The organism is Myceligenerans pegani, from assembly GCF_014892515.1.
GTDB classification, from domain to species: domain Bacteria; phylum Actinomycetota; class Actinomycetes; order Actinomycetales; family Cellulomonadaceae; genus Myceligenerans; species Myceligenerans pegani.
This window is the reverse complement of record NZ_JADBGR010000073.1, coordinates 11,720-35,385: the sequence shown is the minus strand read 5'-3', so window position 1 is coordinate 35,385 and position 23,666 is coordinate 11,720. Positions and strand designations below refer to the sequence as shown.

The window sequence follows — 23,666 nt, the reverse complement described above, 5'->3', positions numbered from 1 at the left end:
AGGAGATCGTCAATCGGATTCGCAGACACTTGGCCGATCGAGAATTCGACCGCCGAGAGACCTTGGCGCAACACAGGGTCCTCGAGCATGACCAGTTCAGCATCTTCTTCCGAATCGCTACCTACATCCGCAGCCCCGAAGAGCCGCGCAGACACGGATCGAAACAAGGGCTCGAGCATGTACCAGCTCGCAGAAGCCATGTCGTAACCCTCAGATGGGCCCCTAACTGCACTGTCGAGACAGATGCAGCAGTCCTGAACAGTGGTGCTCGCACCTTCTTCGGACAGTTCCGACATGACGACCGTTTCGATTGCTGACACTAGTTGGCGAGGAATCGAACTCAATCTCCCACAGGCGAAATCTGCCGCCGCGGCAAGAGATTCCTCGAAAACGCCATCCGAGATCCGGTTCTGGGTTCGAAGCCAATCCGGCCGAGCATCCGCAAGGACGATAGCCGCAGTGAGAAACAGTGCGACCTGACCACGCGTCGGCAACGCTCGGACGTCGCGCGCCAACCGGTCCACGGTATCGCCAAACACACTCATTGGTCCACCTTCACGCCGCGCTCTGCTAGTTGCAATGCGCAGTTATGTTCGTCGGGGCCACAGGGGAATCGCTTATACGTGCCGGCCCGGACAAGGTCCGGAACCTCCTCCAGCAGTTCCTCTTCGGCATGGAGCCCTTCACGGCTCCGCACCCGCGTGTGCCCAGCCGGTCCAATAGTGCTTCGATAGCGCGCGACACAGGTTCACCCAGTTCGACTGGACCAACCACATTTCGTCCGATACGAATATCAACTACCGAAGCATGTTTCCAGGCCGAGACCATCCGAATCCCGTACCGAAGAGCCCTTTATGGTCAAGGCAAACGGAGAATCTTCCCACACGTGAGTCCTCCCCGCGAAGGCGTCAATCAAGCGCGGCCCATGGGTCCGCGACCTCAGTGTCCGGAGTCTCAGAGGAGTGATAGGAGTGGGGATCAAAGTCAGCGTCGTGCCCCGAAAAGTTGCCAGCACCCCAGCGCATGCCTTCAGGATAAGACACGCCACTACGCCAGAATGATCCGATCAGTTGCGCGATGACCTCAATACGTGCACAGTTTCTTGGATCCATCCGGTAAGGCGAATGCGGATCCATCACAACACCTACATCTCCACTGGCCACGCCCAGGGGTCGTGAGACCCAAACACCCGTGCCGAGCCCGACTCCAAATGGGTCGCCGCGATTATTGCTTAGCACGACTGCACCGAAGGAGAGCTTGACGTCGGCTGCGATTCGAGCGACGGCGCTATGATTTGCGGCGGCCATCTCTGTCGCTGAATCCGCTGAGTAGACCCACACATCGTGCGCTCTACCGCAATCCTCTTCGCAAACGCTGAACTGCAAGTCATCACCGGCATGAATCAAAATGGCTTCCGCGGCCCTCGTGCAACACGACTCTGCAGATATCAACCTAACCTCCCACCGCGAAATCACGGGTTCTCTTGAGATCAAGGCCGGCACTGGTGAACCACTGCCGGCGCACGCCACCCTCGATCGGCGACCACACCACGAGTGATCGCCCCTCAGGAATGAGTCTGTGAATGTTGTTCAGACATCCGTACGTCTTGGAGCATGCTCCTCCCGCGTAGTTGATCGCGAGGTTGACAACACTGTCTCTAAATTCGCCAGTTGCCATACCTAGCGCAGCCTGAGGTTCGACATGTGTGGAGATGGGATGGTTTCCTGGACCAGGATGCGGAGCACCGACCGTTCGAAGGCGCGCCGCGATTGTCGCCGTGCCACGGGCTCCAGCACCACTGAAGATTCGCTGCCCAATACTCGTACCGCCTGCTGCGCTAAACACTTGTCCTGTTGTTTGATGCCCACCCAAAGAATCAACGACGCCTTTGGCAAGTGCAGGATCGCAGTTGTGGACGAGGACGCTCGTGGCGTCCGCGTCGATGGTTCCGCCGACGGTGTCCGTGGCCGGTGGGCCGCGGGCAGGGTCGGTGATGACATGGTACGTGTGCAGGCCCGCGACGGTGAGGTTCCAAGCCGGTTCGAACGTGACGTCGTTCTCGATGCCCGCCACGGCGTGCAGGTCGCCGTGGTCGTCGAGGACCTTGTCGCCCTGGTCAAGTTCGTCGGCCCGCTGGAACTCCTGGTCGGTGGCGTTCCAGAACGGGTGGTCCTCCGTGGTGCGGATCGTCTGGCCGTCCTCCAGGCGGAGGGTGATCAGGACGTCGTCGTGCACGTGGGTGGCCTCGACCTCGCGGACGGCCTGCTTGCCGGTTTCGGGGTCGGTGGCGATGACCTTGTCGCCGGGTGTGATGTCTTCGATGGCCTTGATGCTGCCGTCGGCCATGAGCACGCCAGTCGTCCCGGCAAACGAGCAGGCCGTACCGCTCGACAACCGGATTCTCACATCAGCGACCGCAGCTTCGATTCGCAGCTTCGCCCGCCGTGCCGCGGCGGCCGCAGCATTCTTCGCAGCCGCCGCCCTCAGGGCGACAGCACGCGATGCGGCGGCAGCCGCGGCAGAGACACGGCTGGTCACAGCAGAGCTCGCGGACCGGATGACTCCGGATGCCGCGGAGGTGATAGCTGGCGCCGCCCGGCCGATCACCGCTCCGGCGCCGGCGCCGAGGAGGCCGCCTGCCGCGCCGAGTGCGGTGTCGGTGGCGAAGCTCCTCCAGGAGAAGGGCTTCGTCTTCTGGACCTTGCTCTTCCACAGGTTCGTGACCGCACCGCCCACGGCTCCTGCCGCCACGGCACAGCCGATCGATCCGGCTCCGGCGGTCAGGAACATGCATCCGCCGAAGACGACCGCCCCGGCGACGGTGCCGACGATCTCGGCCTGGTACTTCTTGACGAAGCCCCCGACGGCTCCGGCGGCCTTCTTCGCCCCGGACTTGATGCTGCTCCACCAGGACAGACCGGACGGGTCGGAGAAGGTGACCGGACTGTTGCCCGCATACACGTAGGCGTTGAACTGCGCCGGGTTGCCGGCGTCGAGTTGCGGGTCGGTCGAGATGAATCTGCCCAGGCCGGCGTCGTAGTACCTGGCGCCCAGCAGGACCAGGCCGGTCGCGGTGTCTTCGATGCCTCCGGCAGCGGCCAGGAAGCGCCTGTCTCCGGGTAGCCGGTCGTTCCCGGACAGCGTCTCCCCGCTGTCGGGGTCGGTGACCGCGGGAGTTCGGTCCGCGCCGAAGGGGTCGGTGTACAGGCGCGTGACGGCGTCCGCGGTCCAGTTGGTGTTCGGCACTGCGGCGACGGTCGTGCCCTGGTGGTCGGCCACCAGCGACGTCACACCGCCCAGGCCGCGTCCGTCACGCACCGCGACCGTCTGCCCCGCGAACGAGTAGTAGCGCAGCGCTCCCACGGCTCCGGAGCCGTCGACGCGGATCTCCTGACCGCCCAGGAAGACCGTGGTGCCGGATGCGTCGATGCGGACGAGCCGTTCCCCGCCGGGTGTGTACACGTACTCGGCTTCGCCACTCTCGGTCGTGTTCTCGCCCTCGGTCCCTTCACCCGAGGTCGCCACCGTGGACAGGTCACCGCCCGCATCCCAGCCGAGCAATTGGCTGGTGGTCACCAGCCCGTCGCCGTCGGCATCGGCCTCGACCTGTTCGAGGTCGGCCGGGTCGACCGGGTCGGACCGGGTACGCACGGTCTGGTTCCCGGCCGCGTCGTAGGAGTACTCGCCCACGGTCACCTGCGGCGCGGAGCCGATGGTGCCCTCCGGTCCGGTCTGCCGGGTGACACGGGTGACCTGGTGCGGGCCGGCGGCGCCGTGCTCGTACGAGGTCTTGACCACGTCGGTCCCGCCGTCGATCACGTGCTGGACCAGCGAGGTGCGGTTCCCAGCGGCGTCGTACCCGTACTCGTTCCAGTACGGCGCCGCCGAGAAGCCCTGCCCGCCGACCTGGGTCGCGGTCACATCCCCGATCGACGCGGCACAGGTGCCGTCCGCGTCGGTCCAGGCTCCGATCATGCGCCCGAGGCCGTCGTAGTCGAAGCACTGGTTGTCGTCGTTGGCCTGCGGGTTGCCGTTGGCCGCGTCCCCCACGCCTGGAGAGTTGCGGATCGCCGTGACGTTCCCCGACGGGTCGTACTCGAGGGCCATGTCCACGTCACGGGTGTCGTACTGCTCACGCGAGAGCCCGATCCGCTCCAAGCGTCCGGTGCCGTGCTCGTACCCGTAGGTGGCCACCGCGCCGTAAGTGGTGCCCAGGTCCATGGCCTGCGGCCGCCCCTCGGCGGTGAACTGCGAGTCGGCCACGTAGGTGCCCCAGCCGAAACCGCCGCCCATCCAGACGGGCAGGCCGGCGTCGTCGTAGAACGTGGTCACGTGCTCCTTGCCGAGCACCGTGCCGGCGACCGTGCCGTCCTCGGCCAGTTGCGAGACCGGTGGCAGCACCTGTTGCCGCACGGACCCGTCGATGCGGTACTCGGTGGTCGTGGTGAACTCCCGGCCGGCGAGCCCGTTCAGCAGGTCGAGACCGTCGGGCAGCACCACCGTCGACGACGTCGGCCGGTATGCCGGGTCGTACTTGTCCACGCGGGTCGTGTACTCCAGCCCGTCGTGCACGGTCGTGGTGGACGACGCCAGACCCGCCAACGGGGTGCCGTCCGGACCCGGCGTGGTGTCGTACTCCCAGCGGGAGCGCACCTGCCCGGTCCCGTCGGTGGTCCGGGTAGGCCGGCCGAGCCGGTCGTAGGAGTACACCAGCGTGTTCGCGTCGATCACGGCCTGGGTGGTCCCGGTCGTGTTCCCGTTGCCGTTCACGGTCCGGGCGACGTTCCCCGCCCGGTCATAGGACGTGGTGGTGACCCCGGAGTCCGGGTCCGAGGCGCGCACCTGCCGCCCGCCCATGTCGAACGTGTAGGTCCACTGGTCCCCACCCGGGCCGGTCATCGAGGTCATCTGTCCGAACCGGTCGTAGGTGTAGCTCGTCTTCTGGTACGACGACGCCGCCACCGCGCGAGGGTCGAATCCGGGCAGGGTCGAGGGCACGTACCAGTGACCATCGGCCATGTCCGAGTTCACGGTCGGGCGGGACTTGTGCTCCCACAGCGCGGTCGTGCGACCGCGTGCATCGGCCACGGTCGTGCGGGCGGTGCCGCCCTTCGGCGGGACGACGGTCGTGTACTTCCCGTCGTACCGCGTCACGGTCCGCCACCGCTCGTACAGATGGTTGTCCGGGTTGCCGACGTAGAAGATCTCGTCCACCGGCCGGCCCGCGCCGTCGTACGACCACACGGTCGAGCTGTCCGCGATCAGCGTGGGCTGGACCGGTGTGTTCGACACGAGCCCGGTGGCGAACTGCGGGCTGGTCTGCTTCCACGTTCGCCCGGCGGTGTCGTAGAACACCTGGGTGATCTGCCGTCCGCGCGTGGCGGCATCGTCCATCCGCTTCTCGCCGGTGTCCAGCGCCTCGTCCTGCGTCTGGAACACACGCATGAGCCCGTCGTAGAACTCCGCCGACGCGTGCTGCACCGGCTTGTTGTCCGCGTCCGCCCCCAGGGTGCGCGTGAGCACGACGTTGAGCCCGTTGGCGCGGGTGGTGTACTCGTACTCGACCGACGGGACCGACAGGCCCTCGTGCTGCGGGTAGACCACTTCCACCAGGCGCCCGAGGGCGTCGTAGGTGCCACGCGTGGTCTGCCCGTTGGTGTCCGTGGCGGCCTTCAGCTGCCCCGTGACCGCGTTGTACGTCGTCGTGGACGACATGGCCGTCTTCGGACCGGTCCCGTCCGGGTCCGGGCTCGTGGTCACGATCTTCGTGGGGATCGTGCCGGTGGCCGGGGTATATGCGGTGGTGGACGTGCGGCCGGCGACGTCCGTGGTAGAGGTGACTCGCCCGAGGCTGTCGTAGGTGAACTGCTCGAACGTCACGTACCCGTTGCCCGAGCCGTTGCCGAGCGAGCCGGTGGCGCGGTCCAGATCGGGGTCGATGCCGCGGGTGGCGGTCACCTGCCCCTTGGCGTCATAGGTCGCGATCGTGTCGGACAGCACGTCCCCGGGCCGGGACACGCTGCCGGCTTCCACGTCCGCGCAATTCGTGGCGAAGCTCTGGGTGCGCTCGACGAGGGCCACCATGTTCTTCGATTCGAGCGCCTCGGGGATGGTGCCGGTGCCGGTGTGGGCGTAGGAGATCTGGGAGCAGGTCTCGTCCCCCGCCTTGTCCAGGTCGCCGGCGTCCTCGGTCTGCTTGACCTGCGCCTGCGCGTTCAACGTGGTCACCGACTTGGTGCGGGTGGCCACGTCGCCCGCCGCGTCCATGGAGAACCCGTACGCCACGGTGCCGGTCAGTCTCGTGGCCTCCACGTCGTCGATCCCCGTCGCGACGGTGACCGGTGTCTTGGGCACGGTGACCGTGGTGGAGATCGCGTCCTGGTCACTGTCACCGTTGTGATCGGTGACCTCGACGACCTGCCCGGCCAGGGCCTCGTGGTCGGTGACCGTGTACCGGTGCCCGGCAGGGCCGACATCAAAGCTCTCGGCGTCCACACCGCGCAGGTAGCGGGTAGTGGTGGAACTGGCCTGGGAACCGGTGCCCTCGGTGACCACCACGGTGCGGAAGCCCCGGAACTCGGACCACGTGACGTCCTTCGGGTCGGTCAGGGGCCCGGTCGGCTTGACCCACTTCGCGCCGCCGTCGTACCGGTATCGGGTGGTCACGTCCTCCGACCCGGTCACGATTCCCCCGCCACCGGCGGTCGGTGAGGCGCCGGACTGGGTGACGCTGGTGACCACGTACTTGTGGAACCAGTCGATCGGCAGGTCATCGCCCCGCCATTCGACGGGGAAACACAGGCGCGCGTTGTCACGCTTGGCCGCGTCCGTGTCGGCCGGCACGTCCCCCGGGGCGCACTCGGTGCGGTAGTTCGGATTGACCACGCCGCCGGACTCGGTCCGGACACCCGCCACGCGGGGCCGGTACATCGGCGGCAGCCCGTCGGTGCCCGTGTCCACGCGGTTCGGCAGCAGGTCGAAGGCGAACACGACCTTGTTGTTCGACAGGTCGTCGCCCGTGGCGGTGGTGCCGCCGTGGCCGGTGTGCTGGATCGAGCGCAGCCACAGCACCTTCCCGGCCCCGTCGCCGAGGGAACCGTCGCCGGGCGAGAGGAAGGACTGGTTCAGCCGCCAGGAGTCCACCGGCTTGTAGGAGGTACCGTCGTGCACGCGCGTGGTCACCCGCGCCAGCCGGTACAGGGTGTAGAAGGACGGCGAGATCGCGTCGATCCCGCACTCCGACGCGCTCTTGTAGCAGACCAGGTCACCGGGCACGTCCGGCCACGCAGACAGGTTCTGCTTGACGCGGCCGGCGTCGCAGTTCACGCCCTCGCCGGGCACGCATCGGGTGGAGTGCTCCAGGTCGACGCGCACCGGTGCGGGGCCGCTGCCCTCGCTGTCCGAACGGGTGCCGTACAGGATGCGCTTGAGGAACCCGCCGGCCGTGTACGTCGACGTTCCCTCGGACAGGTTGTGCCCGTACTTGCGCGTCTCGGTCGAGTAGACGTACGTCATCGTGCCGCCCGTCGGCTCGACCACGTGCTCGAGCATCCACCGGTAGGTCTGCCGGCACTTCGACGCCGCGAACCCGCCGTCGCCGGACGCCTTGTAGCACGCCTCCCCCGGGTGGTTGCCGTAGACCGGCATCGTCCACGACGAGCCCGTCTTCAGGCCGTCCGAAGTCCGTTCGCCGCGGCCGAACGTGTACTTCGTCCCGTCCGACGTCGTGACCAGCCAGTACTCACCCTCCTGGTCACCGTTCGTGGCGCCGGTCTTGCGCTCGATCTTCGTGCCGTCGATCTTCTTCGGACGCCACGTGCCATCGGAGGTCTTGACCAGGTCCACGGCCTGCCCGTCCAGCACCATCGTCGCGTTGTCCACCCCGATGCACATGTCACCGGTGGTGCGCGACGCGTTGTTGGGGGTCTGCCCGCTCTGCGCGTCCTGGTCGTCCGCGCACGGCGTGAACTTCCGCTCGATGTACGACTCGGTCAGCGACCAGCCCTCACCCACGGCCCCGGCCTGGTTGTTCGTCGACGCCACCCGTCCGTCCGAGGCCGCCGACGAATACGACAGACTCAGCTCCGGACCCGGCCCTTCCGCCGACGGCATCGTCAGCGGATACGACCACGTGAACGCGCCCGTGTTGCCCGACACGCCCCACGACGCGGCCGGGGCCAGCGACGTCGCACCCCAGTTGCCGCCACCACCCGACGAGCTCGCGGCCACCATCAGGGTCGCAGGCTGCTGCTCGGACACGGCCATGGGCGCCGTCAGGGTCTTGGCGTCGGTGTCGTTGGACACGCCCTCGACCGCCTTCGCCTCACAGACGCCCGAAGCCAGGTCGCCGGCGTCGCAGGCCGACACGTCCACCAGGGTCAGACGCGAGACCCAGTCACCACCGGGGACATCGCCGCCGGCAGCGAACTTCTCGTACGCCACCTGAACCTCGACGACGCCGTCCGCCGCAGCAACCTTCTCCACGGCAGTGGCCTTCTTGCTGCCCGAGGCCTGCTTCTTGCCGGTGGTCTTCTTCCCGGCGTCCACCGCCGCGGCATCGACCCGCACGAGAAGGCCCGGCACCCCACCAGACTTGTCTGGCTTCACGCCGGCCGCCGCGACCCGCACGCCGCCATCAGTGGCCCCGGCTTCGGTGTCCCCCTCGCTCTCGGCCGCGTCGGTGTCACCGGTCACGGTGACCTGGACACCGTCCACCTCGACGCGGGCCTCTCCGGCCGCGAGGTCCGCCGTCGTGGTGGCGACGCCGTCGCCGTCCACCTCCTGCGAGGGCTCATCCTCGGCGCCGGAACCATCGGCCACGTCCGAGGCTGTCTGCTCGCTCGTCCCGGACCTGTCGAGTTCGCTGCTCGCGGCCGCATCCAACTTGCTGCTCGCGACCGCCACGCCTGAATCGGGCTGCGACATCGTCGACATGGCGGTCGCCTCCGCCGGAACGTCCTCGTCCGGCTCGCTCGCCCCCTCCTCACCCGGGTCATCCGCCACCGGCGGCAGTGTCTCGGCAGGCAGTTCCTCCGGCGGAGCCGCCGACGGGTCCGGGGTCGGCTCCCACGCTGCCCCGGTCAGGTCCTGCGTCGCCGCCGGATCCTGCGAACCGAGTTGGGCCAGCACCTCCTCGAAGTTCTCGTTGCGCGCCTCCAGCGCGTCCACCTCGGCTGCCGCGGCCACCTCCAGCGCGACGATCTGCCCCACCGCCGGAGCAGCCGCAGCCGGGTCGACACCGACCAGCACCGTCACCGCAGCCGCGACCACGCTCGCACTTGCCGTCGTCCACCGGCCACGCCTCGCACCCTGCCGCGAGGCCAAACCGCTCCCGCTGTAGTCCTGTCGGCTCACCGCTGCCCCAGCCCTTGTCGTTCCACCCGATGCCCGTCCGTCATGCCTGATCACGGGGCGACTCATGGTGCGACCTCCTGTCCGGAGTTGCCCGGCCAGGTCGGATCGACGTCGTCCACGCCGCCGGCCATCTGGTTCGCCTCCGCGCCCTGGCACAGCCGGCGGATCTTGGCCGCTGCCAGCACCTCGCCGCGGAAGATGCGCACGTTGTCGATCTGACCGTTCCAGTAGTGCGTGAAGGCACCGCCGCTCAGGCCCCGGCCGATCGCGAACTTCCCCGCCGCCTGCGGCAGGTCGCCGACGTAGTCCGCGTCGTACAGCCTCGGCTCGGCCACAGCCGGCTCCTCGGGCGTCCCGACCTCGCACACGTACAGGCGCACCTTGCCCGCGGGCTTGTCGTACTCACCCAGCAGATGCACCCACTCGCCGATCTTTGCCGGCACCGTCGACCTCGCATGCACGATCGAGCTCGCGTCCAACTCGCGGTTGACACCGAACCCCCAGCAGGGATCCACGTCCGGGCAGTAGCGCGGGTTGTACCCGAGCCGGAAGCCGTTGTACTGGGTGCCGTCCTGACTGATCGCCGTGTACCAGCCGGTCGGGCTCGTGTCCTCGTCCAGCCGCACGTGCGCCGACACCACGAACGAGCCGGTCGTGTCGATCACCGGCGCGTCGGTCCACGCCATCTTCGCGGCCCGGGCCACCAGCGCCTCGTCGTCGTCCCGCGCGCCGAACTCCGCGTGCGGGCCCATCGCGAACTGGGTGTCCTCCTTGAAGTTCAGGTCGCCGGCCGGCGCGAACTCGTCACGATCCGGATCCAAGAGTGACGTGTCCGCTCCGCGCGCGTCAGGGTCGTCGAACGTCCACACGCCGTCCTCGCGGGCGGTGGCCACCTTGAATTCGTACTCGGTCTTGGCCGAATGCCCCGCGGCGTCCGCGACCTTCGCGTACAGGAACTTCTCCCCCGCGGCACCCGGCGTGTGGCACACCTGCGTCCTGCGGCTCGAGCCCAGCGTCACCTTGGTCAGGTTGGTCCGCGTCGAGTAGCCCCACCACAACGTGGTCGCGTCCGTGCTCGGGGAGTACACCTCCCAGCACCCCCGCAGTCCCACGCCGCCACGCTCCTGATCCGACTCGTAGAACGCCTGCGCCTCCGGATGATCCCGCAACGGCGTCACGACCGGCGGCTTCGGCGCCGTGTTGTCCACGACGAAATAGCACGCCCTCGTGTCCGAGTACGGCACCACGCGGCCGCCGTCGTCCTTGACCTGCGCGCGCCACCGGTACGTCCGCCCCGAGGTCAGTTCCTCGCCTTCGGGGACCCGCAGCGTGAACTCCGCACCGGTGGAGCCCGGCTTCTTGAACGACTGCCACGCCGACTCGTACGGACGCGTACCCGCCGCGACGTCGATCACCACGAACTGCACCGACACCCGGCTGTCATCGACATCGTCGGCCACCACCCGCATCGTCGGGCGCAGCCAGTTCGAGTAGTCCGGCTCGGCCGAGGTCCCGCACCCGATATTCGAACCGTCCACGATCGTGCGGTGCCCGAACGGCGCCTTCGGCGCACGGTTGTACTCCACCTGGAGCGTCGCGCTATAGGCGTACCGCTTCCAGCCGCGCATGTCCGTCTCCGTCGCGGCCTTCAGTCCCAGCGCCGCCGTGGAGTAGTCCCCACTCGCGATCGTCTTGGCCACGCTCGTCGCGTCCCACTCCGTCGTGTGCGTCCCCCCGCACGCCGAGCTGTAGTACGCGTCCGCGACCTGCGACACCTTCGACTTCCAGCCACCGTTGCCCACATGGTTCGACCACGTCGTACTGGAGGTCGGCTTGGCGATCTTCCACAGCTCGACCGTCCACTTCTCGCACGAGTACGAATGCGTTCCCTTGGCACGGAACGTGGCGCTCACGACGTCGGACGCCTCCATCCGGCCGATGTCCCCCAGCCCCGTGAACCACCACAACAGCCGCTGCACGTTCCCCGACCGCTGACACACCGGCTCGATCGACACGTCGCAGTAGCCCATGCCGGCAGTCCCGCTGAACTTCCAGGCGCTGTTGCTCGACGGCCAAGCCTTCTTGATGTTGGTCCACGCGTTCCTGTTACCCGACAAGGGCGGGTCGATGAAGACAGGGAAGGTCGTGGATTCAGCGGTGAGCATCCCCAGGTCCGCCGACACCGTCGCCGCCGAACCGTCCGGGTCGACCTCGACGTCCATCACGGTCACGGCGTCGCCCGGCATCGGAGCTTCCACCCGCTCGCCGGTCTCCTCAAGACCCGGATTCCCTGCCGGGGCATCCGTCGGCGTCGCTGCCGACGTCGACGTCGACTCGGCGACCCCGCCACCATCTGCGAGCGACCTCGTGGCCGAGCCGGCCTTCTGTGCCTCAGCCGTCGTCCCGGAATCCGACGTATCGGACCCAGCAGCCTGGGGATCCCCTCCGGCGGCCGAGTCCCACTGCAGAGCGATTCCGCCGGAGAACACCGCACTTCCCGCGGAGTCCACCGCGAAGAACGTGCCCTCCACCGGCTGCGGCTCAGGATCCGTGCTGTCCGCTGCCGACGCCGCGGCCGCCGCGGACCTCGCGGCGGCGTCGGAATCGCCGGACGTCTTCTCGACGGCCCCGGCGCCCGAGTCGGTGCCTTCCTCGTGGAGTGGTTCGTCCCAGTCCGCGGTCTCCTCATCGACCGGCTCGATGTCCGTCAGCTCCAGGCCACCGGACGCCTCCACCGTGAACGCCAGCCCCTCCTCGCCCGTCACGTCCAACAGCCGATCGGCCGCGGCCTGGTCGGCCACCCGGACCACGGGCGTCACGCCGGTACCGTCCGGGTGGACACGGACCACCACGTCCACTCCCACCAGTTCCCCGCCGGCATCGTCCAGAGCCGGATACACGACCCGCGAGTCATCGGCCTCGTCAACGACAGGAGTACCCAGACCGAACGGGAGCCCCATCGCCACCCGCAGATCGTCCCGGCCCATCGACACGAGTTCGCCTCCCGAGTCGCCGCCGGTCAGGCCGATCTCGAACACCGGCGCCGCGACCTCCGGCACGCCGGTCGCCTCATCGACCCGGATGCTCGGGTCGGTGTCCTGCCACGAACCATCGATGTCCGTCCGCACCGCACCGGCAGAGGAGTCGGCCAGGACCGTTCCCCGCGGCGTCGCCCACGACGTGTCGTACTCGGTGCGTAGCGCCTCGATCTCGATGTTCTTGTCGCACAACGCGGCCAGTTCGAAGGCCAGCTCCTGCGTTCGTGCAGAATCCACGTCACACCGACCGGCATCGCCCGACAGCGCCGCCACGATCTCGTCCCGCTCCACCACAGCCCAGGCAGTACCCGCCACGAGCGACCCGGCCGTCACCGCCGCGACCGCTGTCCTGGTTCGTGACGCCGTGACCGCGCCGTATGCGGCAGCCATACCGCTGACCACCGCTCCGAGGACACCGCCGACAACACCAGAGCCCCGCACCGAACCAACCGACACCGTGAGCCTCCAGCGGCCGAACGAACTTGACGAAGGCCACCACCTGGACAAACCCGATGCAGACCCGACGGCGGAAGCTATCAGACCCAAAAGGCCGGAAAGGGTGAATAAATGGGCCAGGCCATCTGCGACATGACCGCGGACTTCGGACGTCGCTGCAGGTCAGGGCATTGAACCGACATCATCAGGCGAGAGAGCGACCGCTCAGACTTCACCCTCGGCTCGTTCGCCGACACCGACCGCGTGCCTCTCGATGGGCTGACTCCCTGTCGCCGCAGGACGCGCAGTCGTCCCATCCGTCGTCGGTTGCACCCGCACAAGACGTCGGTCACGAGCGTTGTGGAACCGTCCGCGCGACAGTCGGGGCGGGTCAGGCTCGGCGTGAGTTCACTGGCGTGCCCGCGAGACGCGCCAGGCCACAGCGCCGGGTCACCGTCGACAACGCACGACAGGCACGCACTCGTCGATGCACGCACCGCGGCGCAGGGTTCACCGACGGAAGATCGACATCAGGACGCCGACGACGATCGAGACCAGGAGCATCGAGACCCACGGGATGTAGACACGGACGTCGGTCCGCTCGATGCGGATGTCTCCGGGCAGCCGGCCGAACCACGCGAGTCCACCGCTTCAGGCAAGGACGCCGACGAGGACGACCAGAAGGCCGACGGCGACCAGGACCGGGCCGAGATCACGGCCCATCTCCACTCCCCTCGAAAGCCGCTGCTCCCTCGAAAGCCGCCGCGCGGCATCCACAGCGGGTCGCTGTCAGTCGAGCGGGCCGGTGCTGCCCGCGGACACGAGACTGCGGATGTCCGGCGGGAGCGACTCGCTGACCTTGTCCATGAGTCCTCCGACCACCGCCTCTCCGACGACCTCCAGCACCACCCGGGACCGGTACACGGCGTCCGGCGAGTCCGCTCCGGCGCGCTGGGTGACCCGATCGACGAAGGCGTCGCGGTCGAACTGCTCGCCCGGACCGTGACCGTCCTGGGTGATCGTGCGCCGCAGGTGCTCGCCGATCTCCACGGGGAGCTGAGCGGCGAGATTGCCGGCCAGCCTCTCCGGGAGCCGCTCCCCGAGCGTCTCCAGGGTCGCTCGGGTCGCGCGCTCGGCGTCACCGCGGCTGGCCAGTCGGGCCCTGTCCTGGACCTGCCCGATGAACTCGTCGTGCTGCATGGCATCCACTTCCCTCGTTCCCGCTTCCTCGGATCCTCTCCAGCCTCCGACCAGCCCTGCCGCCACGCAACCTTCCGTGCGGCCGCACCGCCGATGGGCTCCAGCGCGTGGCTACACCTCAGAGCGGTCAGGGCACCGTGTCGAGGTGGGACACCGCGTCGGCGCGGCATCCGTTCGTCACCGAGGCCCTCGTTGAAGGACTGCGACCGTTGATGCCCCATCCTCGTTCGGTCGGCCGCGTCGCCGAGCCAGTATGAGGCGCGTGCTACGAGCCCGACGAGGACACTGGCGACGAGGTCGACCGCGCGACGGCAAGCCGCTTCGCACTCAGTCGATTGCGCTCAGACCGATGTCGATTGTCTCATCTGCCATCAGTTCCAGAGTCATTTCAAAGGAATGGTCGTCGACCTCGTTGGCACAAACGCTGATTCCTTCTTCCGCGCCGTACCGGATATCTTCACACTTCCATCCGCGGGCTGCCAGCACGTCGACCACCGCGGCGACTCGTTCGGCATCAGGTGGGCTGATCACGACGTACGGTTTTCCGTCGCCGGAATCATCGCAGTACACGTCGGACACTTTCTCCGAGCCCAGAGCCGACCTCACTGATGCCGCCTCAGCCTGAAGGGCAGCGCTATCCTCACTGTCACACCGGCTCCCGAAGAATCCCATCGTACGACCAACCACGCCGAGCGCTTGGACAGCAAAGACCAGGACCACGATCACCGTTATCGCTATGAGCGATAGCGGCAACGTTCGCCTCTTCGCCCGGCCCGGAATGTGCAGAGCCCCGTCCGTACCGAAAGCGTCCATGCCCGATCCTGACGATCGTCCCATGCTCACCAACCTCTTCGCGCGAGTGTGCGGTTCTTCCAGAGCTTTTTACTCATTTTCCGAAGACGCCGAGCCAGTATGCACGAACTGCCGTGTGCCGGCGTTCGTCGCGGTGGCCACGCTGTAAACCGGCCCGCGGCCGAGCAGCCCGCGCCCGGTACGACCTTGAGCAGATTCGCGAGCGGCCGCTGCCCGGTGCCGGGTCGTGCCGGTGGCGAGGTGCTCCGTGGCAACAGCCGTCAGATCGGGTGCGGTGTGGCGTTCGAGGTGCGCGGACGTGGTACGCGAAGCCGCGCACGGCCCAGGTTCGCGACGTCATCCGGCATCCCGATGCGCACGTCGGCAACCCCGACATCGCTGCTGGGATGAACACCTCTGGTCCCTGCGATCCCGAGTTCGATGACATGCTCCCGGTGGAGCCGCGGATTCCCGAGATCGAGAGTCTGATCGAGCGTGCCGACGACCGCGACGTGTCCTACGTCCGCGACCTCGGCCTCATCGCCGCCGACGACCCCGTCCGCCCCGCCAACCCTATCTACTGGAAAGTCCTGCACCGCGCACTCTCGGCTCGCGCCGAAGGCCGGGTGCGTGACACCCGCGCGACGACGTCCGCAGCGACGGCACGTTCGACCACCCCAGGTTCCTCGACCCTGAGTTCCGCGTCTCGGTGTGACTTCCGGTCCCGACCTTGGAGTCGAAGTCCCCGACCTGGCGGGCCGGGGTTCGCCGGCGGCGGCAGCGCCCGCGTGGACCACTGACCCCGGACACCGGCAGCGGTCGGCCCGTCGTCGAGTGCTCGGCGGCGGACCGACCGCAGGGGCTCAGCGCGTCAGGCGTGCTCTCGGTGGCGTGGCCCTGGAGGGCCGCACGGTCGATGACCTCCGGAGCGTGGCTGCGTCTCAGAGCGGTCAGGGCACCGTGTCGAGGTGGGACACCGCGTCGGCGCGGTATCTGTCCACCGCCGCCTGGACCTGTGCCGGGGTCAGGGTCTGATCCTGTGCGTAGTACACGTAGTCGACCTTCTGGTCGTACGCCCGGGGCGTGCCGCTGCCGACCAGTCCGCCGGAGATGATCCAGTGGTTGAAGTTGATCGACATCGGTGTCTCGGGCAGGTACGGCTCGCCGTGGGTGGCGAAGAGCCGACCATCCACGTAGTACCGGATGAGCGACCGGTCCACCGTGATCACCAGGTCGTGCCAGCCGGCAAAGCTGGTGCGCTCCTCGGTGTGCGTGTTGACCGCCTCCCACGGGTCGGGCCGGTAGGTCTCCCACGACGTCGCGTACAGGATGTTCGAGGGCTCGCCCCAGCCCCCGTTGGGCAGGTACTCGAAGTCGAGCTCGCCGTAGTCCGGGTCCATCGGCGCGTCCAGCGGCGTGATGGTGAAGAACGTCTGCACCATGTGGTCGCCGTCGGGGCCCGACCGCGGGGCGTCGCTGAACCGGACCCGGGCGGCGTACGTCCCGTCCGTGAACTTGCGCTGGTGGTAGAGCTCCGACTGCCGCGTCCCCGACGCCGTCCCGTTCGTGCTGGTCTCCAGGTTCATCAGGGTGTTCCCGCCCTCGGTGGGGAACGTGATGTTCTCGGGTGCCCAGACCGCGCCCGGTGCTCCCGGGCCCCCGGCTCCGGACTTCACGGTCCAGCCGCGCTGGGACAGGCGCTGGTCGGTGTGGCCGGTGTAGTCGAAGTCGTCGAAGAGGAGCGGCCCGGGCTCCGGCGGGTCGGTCGGGTCGGTCGGCGGGTCGGTCGGGTCGCCCGGTCCCTCGGCCCCGGGGGCGGTGCCCCAGACGAGCTCCCCGCCCACGCGGGCGGTCACTTTCGGCGACGCGGCGTACGACGTGCGGGCGGCGTCGAACGAGTAGTCGTCGCTCTGGTCGATGCGCTGCCAGTCCGTGCGGTGGAACCGCAGCTGCAAGTGGCTCGTGCTCTCGCCCGGGGCCAGCGTGCCCGCTCCCGGGCGGAACCCGACCTCCAGGTACCGGTCGGCGGCGGCCCCGGGGTCGGCGATCTCCCCGAACGTGCCGGTCACGTTCGCGCAGCCGCGCACGGCCCACGAGCACGCGAACCGGTACTGGGCGCCGACATCCGCGGTGAAGTAGTACCGGAGCGTCACGTCGGCGAGCGCGACGGACGACGAGCCGGTGTTGCGGACCTGGAACCAGGGCTCGACCTGGTCGGCCGTGGGCGAGGTAGCGCTCGTGCGGTACTCGACGACCAGGGGCGGCGGGTCGTCGGCGATGGCGGCCGGAGCCGCCAGCAGCGTAGCGGCGAGCGCGGTGGCCGCCGCCGCGGCCACCGCGATGCGGCGTGCGGCGCTGTGTCTGGGCTTGGTGAACACGATGGACTCCGTTCGTGGGTACCAGCTGGACCGCGTCGGCGCGGTCGAGGTGACGTGCGGTAGAGCGTCGTTGCTGAAGCCAGTGGTCACTTCAAGTGGTCAACCATTGACAACTTGGCATAGTCCACTGGCTACGTCAATAGCCCTTACAATTCCGCGAAGTGCTGCGAAGACGCCGCAGACGGCCGGGTGGTGGCCTACGATGGAGATGACCAGTGGTAAACGTTCGCGGCACCAAGGAGGCACGGTGGAGGAGATCCGACCGGGTCGGACACGCAAGCGCGAACAGGTGCGCGACCGGATCCTCGAACTCGTCGAGTCCAGCCCGGCGGGGCACCCGCTGCCCTCGGAGCGCGACCTGAGCAAGCAGCTCGGCGTCTCCCGTCCCACGCTGCGCTCCGCGGTGGACGAGCTGGTGGCGAGCGGCCTGGTGATCCGCGAGCACGGTCGGGGCATGTTCGTCGCGCGCGACAAGGTCACGCAGGAACTCGTGTCGCACGAGACCACCGCCGACGTCCCGCGGGCCAGCGGCGCCTGGTCCAGCCGCGTCCTCGATCTGACGACGATCTCCGCGGGCCCGCGGATCGGGCGCCGGCTCACGCTCTCGCCATCGGCCCTCGTGGTGCATGTGGCCCGCCTGGTGCTGGTGGACGGCGAACCGATGGCCATCGAGTACCTCTACTTCCCGGCGCACGTCGTGCCGGGGCTGGCGGCGGCCGACGTCGAGTCCGGCGACCTCTACGATCTCCTGCGCGAACGCTACGGCGTGCGCGTCAGCCGGGCGACCCAGTCCATGGAGGCGACCGTCACGAGCGAGGAGGAGGCGTCGATCATGGGCGTGGCTCCGTTCTCCGCGGCCCTCGTCTTCGAGCGACTCACCCTGGACGCGGACGCGCGACCGGTCGAGTACGTGCACTCGATCTACCGCGGGGACCGGTACCGCATCGTGTCCCGCCTTGCGCTCGACGTGCCGCAGAGGGCGTCGTCCGTCGCGGAGGAGCGCCTGCCCGGGACCCACTACCCGGGAATGCCCGGGAGCCTCGCCGGGGCGCGGGCCGCCTACCGCACGAGCGGGGACGTCCAGGCGTCGCAGTGAGCGGACCCGCCCACCGCGAGAGGTCGTCCAGCTCTTGCCGCCACACGGCAGCGACGAGCCGATGCAGCAGCGATGCGGCGCGCCCCCGCCAACCAGGAGCCTAGGCGGCGACGGGCTCGCTGAGTTCGATGATGTTGCCGAGGTTGTCCGCGGTGAACGCGATGCGACGACCGATCGCCTCGGCCGTGATCGGACCGCCGATCAGCTCGACGCCCCGCTCACCCAGGGTGGCGATCACCCGGTCGAGGTCGTCGACGGCCAGGCAGAAGTGGTGCAGGCGAGACGGGTCCATGCTGCCGAAAACGTTCCCGTGCCACGTCTGCCGTGTCGAGGCGCCTCCGGCCATCAGTTCGATCCTGACGCCGTCGCGGGACAGGAACACAAAGGTGAACCCCTGCGTGTCGAAGCGGGACTCGACGGTGAGGCCGAGAGAGTGGGAGTACCAGGCGACCGTGGCCTCGAGGTCCTCGGCGGTCACACTGATGCCGATGTGGTCGTGGGAGATGGTGAACGTCATGGCGACGAGCATGTCCGCTCCCGCGATCGGCAACCAGGGAAGGTTTCTCGGGAGGAAGATCTTTCCCAGCCACGCGGGGCGCGAGCGGTGGAGACTGGTGTCGTGAACGATGCGAACGGCTCTCTCGGTGCCATGTTGCGCACGTGGCGCGATCGTCTCCCGCCGTCCGCCGTGGGTCTGGCGGCCGGGCGTACGCGGCGTGCGACAGGTCTTCGCCGTGAGGAACTGGCCGAACTCGCGGGAATCTCCGTCGACTACGTGATCCGGCTGGAACAGGGCCGTGTCACCACGCCGTCGAGCCAGGTGACGGGCGCGCTGGCCAGGGCTCTGCAGCTCACCGGCGAGGAGCGGGACCACCTCTACCGTCTCGCCGGCCAGCTGCCGCCGTCCGACAAGGAGGTCTCCGATCACCTACCGCCGGGACTCGGTCGCGTGCTGAATCGCCTGGGGGAGCTCACGGCCGTCGCGGTGTTCGCCGCCGACTGGCACCTGATCTGGTGGAACCGGACATGGTCGGCGCTCCTCGGGGACCCGTCGCTGATGCCGGACCACCTGCGCAACTTCGCCCGGGACACGTTCCCGGTCCGCGCGGGCGGCCCGCACCTCTCGCAGTGGGCGACGATCTCGCACGACCAGCGATCGGTCGAGGTGGCCGTCGTGTCCGACCTGCGGCGTGCCACCGGCCGCTTCCCCCGGAGCGGGCGGCTCCACGGGCTCGTCACCGAGCTCGTCGAGGGGAACGAACGCTTCGCCACACTGTGGACGTCCGGCGTCGTCGGCGCCCACAGGGAGGACCGCAAGACGGTGCACCACCCCGCGGTCGGGCCGATCGCGGTGGACTGCGACGTCATCTCCGACGGAGAGGCGGACCGCAAGATCGTCGTCCTCTCCGCCGAGCCGGACAGCCAGGACGAATCCAGGCTGCAGCTCGCCCTCGTCAACGGTGCCGTCACACCGGGAACGGCCCCGACCGGAGCTCCACCACACGTCCGATGAGGTAGGGCACCGGCGTCGACTCACACGGCAGGCGTCGATACGCCCGGGCACCGTAGGCACGGACCGCCACCCGAGACTCCTTGACGACTCATCGAATATTCATTTGCCGGATATTGTGTAGTACAGGGGATACTTCCTATAAAGGGATCGATCGAGTCACGTCCGGAGTGGCTCGACCGACCTTCGGGAGCTGCCCCATGAAGCAACGTCTGTTGCGCGTCGTCGCCGCCCTGGCGGCGACGAGCCTTGCCACGGTCGCGCTGGTGACGTCGGCCACGCCGTCGTACGCCGCCGGCGAGTCCTACGTCGCCCTTGGCGACTCCTATTCCTCGGGCACCGGCACCAGGAGCTACATCGACGACGGCACCCAGTGCTTCCGCTCGACCTACGCCTACGCCAGCCTGACGGCGGCGGCCAAGGGCTACAGCCTCAACTTTCGGGCCTGCTCGGGAGCGGTCGTGGCCGACGTGACGAACAGCCAGCTCGGCGCGCTTAACTCGAGCACGAGGTACGTCACGGTCTCGGTCGGCGGCAACGACGCCGGATTCGCCGACGTGCTCACCGAGTGCGCCCTCCCGGCGTGGGCCAGCGACTGCGCGGGTGCGGTCGCCGCAGCGCGGACGTTCATCTCCAACACCCTCCCGGGCCGGCTCAACGCGCTCTACGCCTCCATCAGGACGAGGGCGCCGGGCGCCAAGGTGGTCGTCGTCGGCTACCCGAAGATCTTCATGGGCGAGGACTGCAACCTGTTGACCTTCTTCAGCCCGGCGGACCAGTCCGCTCTCAACAACGCCGTCGTGCTCATCAACTCGGTCACCTCGACCGCCGCCTCCGCCAAGGGGTTCACCTTCGTCAACCCGGTCAGCCGATTCACCGGCCACGCCGTCTGCGACTCGACCGAGTGGATCAACGGCCTCTCGAACCCCACCCGGGAGTCCTACCACCCCAACCGCCTCGGCCACTCAGGCGGCTACACGCCGCTGGTCGGCGGCGTGCTGACCGGGACGAGCGTCACGGCGACCAGGTCGGTACTCGTCAAGGCCGAGGACCGAGCTGAGCAGCAGGCGAAGCTCCAGCGGAAGTACGCCGCCGCCGACCGCAAGATCACGCCGAAGCTCTTCCGGCCCCCGACCAAGGCCCGTCTCCAGGAGCTGGCGAAGGAAAAGGGCATCGACTTCGACGCGTGGTGGGCGCAGGTGCGGTGAGCAGCTGAGCGATGACACGTCGTCGGCGGACCGACGCGGTCCGCCGACGGCGGACACCCGGCCCCTCTGCCCACCGACATTCTGGCTGTTCACCGCCCGAGACAGGTGCGGGCCGCGCTTCCCCGGCCCGAGGCTTGCGCCGTCAGGCCCTTGACCGGTCGTCCGACGCGACCCGGGCGCGCTGCAGCACGAGCGTCAGGAAGAGACCCGGCACCAGCACGAGCAGCCCGACGACGACCCAGATCCACATCCCCCGCTGTCTCCTTCGCGAAGTTTCCTGCAAGGCGCACCACTGCGGTGTGAACCTACTGCACATCCGCCATGTCGAGTCGATCTCGGCCGGGTCACCACGAGGTTCGCACGTACACCACCGTCTGTCGCAGTTCGCGGTAGCTCCATGAGTCCCCGCTCTGGAGACGTTCCAGCTCCGCGACATCGTGCTCGGTCCAGACGACCCGGTTCGCGGCTCCGGCGACGTCCAGCCACGCGGTCCCGTCGTCCGGTTCGGGTCCGAGCGTGGTCAGGGCGGGCACGGCGACTCCGTCCCGCGGTCCGAGCCGCAGGAAGTAGATGTTCCTGCCGTCGGCCCAGAGGACGCCGTCGTCGAACGCGCCGACCGGCCACGAGGCGTCCTCACGGACGACCGTGGCTTCGCGCGCGTCCGTGTCGAGCGCCACGATCCAGGGGCCCGACTCGAACAGCAGCGTGTCGCCGGACAGGTAGGCGTAGTGGTTCCACGCCGTGCTCTGGTCGAGCCGCACGAGCTCGTGCAGCCCGGCGCCTGCCGAGAGCAGTCCGATCGTGCTGGGCCCGTCGGCAGGACTGCGTGACACCACGACGCCGTCGTCGCCGTCGGAGATGGCGCAGACGTCGGTGACGACGTCGCGGACGAGGTCGGTGCCGGGTGCCTCCAGGTCGACCAGGTCGATGCGCCCCGCGCACCGGTCGGGATCGGCGACGGTCTCGTCCATGACGTGCAAGATCGCCAGGGTTCGCCCTCCCGCGGCGATCTTCCAGACGAGCCGGCCGGGATCCGGCCGGTAGGTCGTGACGGTACGGACCTCACCGTCTGGTCCCTGCGCCTTGACCACGACCGACGCGCTGTCGGAGAACCCTTCGGTCCAGGCGACGTGCGTGTCGGTGAGGACCGGGCTCCCGACCCCGGCAAAGCTCCGGTGCTCGCTCTCGGAACCGGAGTCGGACGCGGCGGTCGTGAGCTGCCAGTGCTCCCAGGTGGGCTCTCCGGCCGACCCGGTGGCTACGGGCCGCGCCAGTGCGGTGACCGGCTCGGAGCCCGGTCCGACGTCGGGCCGCCCCAGCGCGGCGACCAGCGTCCCGTCACGACGGACCCTGAACGGGACGTTGGGGTCCGCCCCGATGCCGGACCCCACCATGACGTCCGGAGGGCTGCCGAGGCTCACCCTGTGCTCGGGGATGTAGTCGACGCACTCGATCGCCGCGCGAGCGTCTTCGGCATCGAGCGCCTGGACGACCGTGTAGTCGCCGGTCGGGGCGTCTCCGGGGACGGGGATGGTCCTGGTCGCGTCCGGCACGGCGAGATCCGGCCCGGCGCAGGCGGCGGCAGGGACCGCCATCTCCGGGATGTCGAGGTCGCCCAGCCCGACGGCGTCATCCTGCCCGGCCACCGCGTCCTCGTCCGGGACCGGGCCGTCGGTCCGGCTGGTGTCGACCGAGGGCAGGCGGAACGTCTCCACCAGCCAGCGGTGTGCCGGAGCTGTGACCGTGTCCAGCACCGGAACGCCGACCGGACCGTGCACGACCAGGGCGACGAATGCGCACACCGCGACCGCCGCGGCACCGAGCGCAGCCGTGCGGCGGGCCCGGCGTGCCGCCGCGGTCTTGCTGCGAGTCAACGTCTCGCGGCCGTCGAAGACCGGCTCGTCCGCGGTCTCCGGGGCAGCGTCGGTCAGGAGCGAGCGAAGCCGTTCGAGGCCCCGGGAGCTCGCGGCCTTGACGGTACCGATCGATCGCCCGATCTCGCGCGCAACCTGCGCCTCCGGCAGATCGAGGACGTGTCGCAGCACCACGACCCGCCGCTGCTGCGGCGGCAGACTTCCCAGAGCCCGGGCGAGCTCGTCCCGGAGCGCGATCCGTGCGGCGTGGTCGTCCGCGTGTGCGACCGGAAGGTTGTCGTCACCCGGGACATCGGTCAACCGCGTCCGACGCCACGTGTCGGTCCTGAGGTTGACCAGGACCCTCCGCGCGTACGCGCGAGGCGCCCCGGCGCGAGCCGCGTCCCAGCGTCGGTAGACACGCTCGAAGGTGCCCTGGACCAGGTCCTCGGCCAGGACACGCTCGCCGACCAGGAAGAAGGCCGTCCGGAACAGGTACGGACCGTCCGACTCCACGAACGCGACGAACTCCTCGTCGCGTGACCGGCCGCCCACACGGACCTCGACCGGTTTCCCCGAAAGTGTCTCCATGCCCCTACCCACGCGCCGGACCCGTCTCAGGTTGAGACGGTACCGGCGCCGTGATCTCCGCTGCCAAAAAACGCCAAAACATCGATCCCCTCTTGACCCTCCACTTCCTGGATTCTAGGGTCGGAGCGACCCAAATTTGCCAAATCCTTTTGGCACCGTCGTATGGCAAAGGAGCACATGACGATGGCCGAATTGAGCTCGCCCCCGCCGG

Annotated in this window: 13 protein-coding genes; 3 read left to right on the top strand and 10 right to left on the bottom strand. The window is 68.7% G+C overall.

Annotated elements, in window-relative coordinates; translation table 11 throughout:
- From IIE03_RS09725 to IIE03_RS09690, 8 genes are all read right to left on the bottom strand, one after another.
- Window positions 1-545 (bottom strand): hypothetical protein (locus IIE03_RS09725; protein WP_192862557.1); only part of this gene is annotated, 545 nt, incomplete at its 3' end.
- A gap of 907 nt (window positions 546-1,452) precedes the next feature.
- Window positions 1,453-9,270 (bottom strand): polymorphic toxin-type HINT domain-containing protein, encoded by a 7,818-nt coding sequence (locus IIE03_RS09720; protein WP_192862556.1) that lies wholly within the window; start codon window positions 9,268-9,270, stop codon window positions 1,453-1,455.
- A gap of 146 nt (window positions 9,271-9,416) precedes the next feature.
- Window positions 9,417-12,782, bottom strand: coding sequence for a LamG domain-containing protein (locus tag IIE03_RS09715; RefSeq protein WP_192862555.1), 3,366 nt, complete (start codon window positions 12,780-12,782; stop codon window positions 9,417-9,419).
- A gap of 555 nt (window positions 12,783-13,337) precedes the next feature.
- Window positions 13,338-13,451, bottom strand: coding sequence for a DUF2905 domain-containing protein (locus IIE03_RS27005; protein WP_225997534.1), 114 nt, complete (start codon window positions 13,449-13,451; stop codon window positions 13,338-13,340).
- Between the two features lie 165 nt (window positions 13,452-13,616).
- Window positions 13,617-14,027, bottom strand: coding sequence for a DUF2267 domain-containing protein (locus IIE03_RS09705; protein WP_192862554.1), 411 nt, complete (start codon window positions 14,025-14,027; stop codon window positions 13,617-13,619).
- Between the two features lie 327 nt (window positions 14,028-14,354).
- Window positions 14,355-14,840 (bottom strand): hypothetical protein, encoded by a 486-nt coding sequence (locus IIE03_RS09700; protein WP_192862553.1) that lies wholly within the window; start codon window positions 14,838-14,840, stop codon window positions 14,355-14,357.
- Between the two features lie 260 nt (window positions 14,841-15,100).
- Window positions 15,101-15,415, bottom strand: coding sequence for a hypothetical protein (locus IIE03_RS09695; RefSeq protein WP_192862552.1), 315 nt, complete (start codon window positions 15,413-15,415; stop codon window positions 15,101-15,103).
- Between the two features lie 354 nt (window positions 15,416-15,769).
- Window positions 15,770-17,197 (bottom strand): cellulose binding domain-containing protein, encoded by a 1,428-nt coding sequence (locus IIE03_RS09690; protein WP_318842898.1) that lies wholly within the window; start codon window positions 17,195-17,197, stop codon window positions 15,770-15,772.
- A 247-nt stretch (window positions 17,198-17,444) separates the two neighbouring features.
- On the opposite strand from IIE03_RS09690, the gene IIE03_RS09685 reads away from it, so the two are divergent.
- Entirely contained in the window at window positions 17,445-18,293 is an 849-nt protein-coding gene (locus tag IIE03_RS09685; protein WP_318842897.1) for a GntR family transcriptional regulator, read from the top strand.
- Window positions 18,294-18,393: 100 nt separating this feature from the next.
- Here IIE03_RS09685 and IIE03_RS09680 read toward each other — a convergent pair whose 3' ends face one another.
- Entirely contained in the window at window positions 18,394-18,810 is a 417-nt protein-coding gene (locus IIE03_RS09680; RefSeq protein ID WP_192862550.1) for a VOC family protein, read from the bottom strand.
- Window positions 18,811-18,912: 102 nt separating this feature from the next.
- Here IIE03_RS09680 and IIE03_RS09675 point away from each other — a divergent pair, with 102 nt between their 5' ends.
- Entirely contained in the window at window positions 18,913-19,806 is an 894-nt protein-coding gene (locus IIE03_RS09675; RefSeq protein WP_318842896.1) for a helix-turn-helix transcriptional regulator, read from the top strand.
- Window positions 19,807-20,003: 197 nt separating this feature from the next.
- The gene (locus tag IIE03_RS09670; RefSeq protein ID WP_192862549.1) at window positions 20,004-21,011 is read left to right on the top strand and encodes an SGNH/GDSL hydrolase family protein; all 1,008 of its coding nucleotides are present in this window, start codon (window positions 20,004-20,006) and stop codon (window positions 21,009-21,011) included.
- A 344-nt stretch (window positions 21,012-21,355) separates the two neighbouring features.
- On the opposite strand, the gene IIE03_RS09665 is transcribed toward IIE03_RS09670, so the two are convergent.
- A complete protein-coding gene (locus IIE03_RS09665) occupies window positions 21,356-23,455 on the bottom strand; it encodes a SigE family RNA polymerase sigma factor (protein ID WP_192862548.1) in 2,100 nt (699 codons plus the stop codon).
- Window positions 23,456-23,666: the final 211 nt, after the last annotated feature.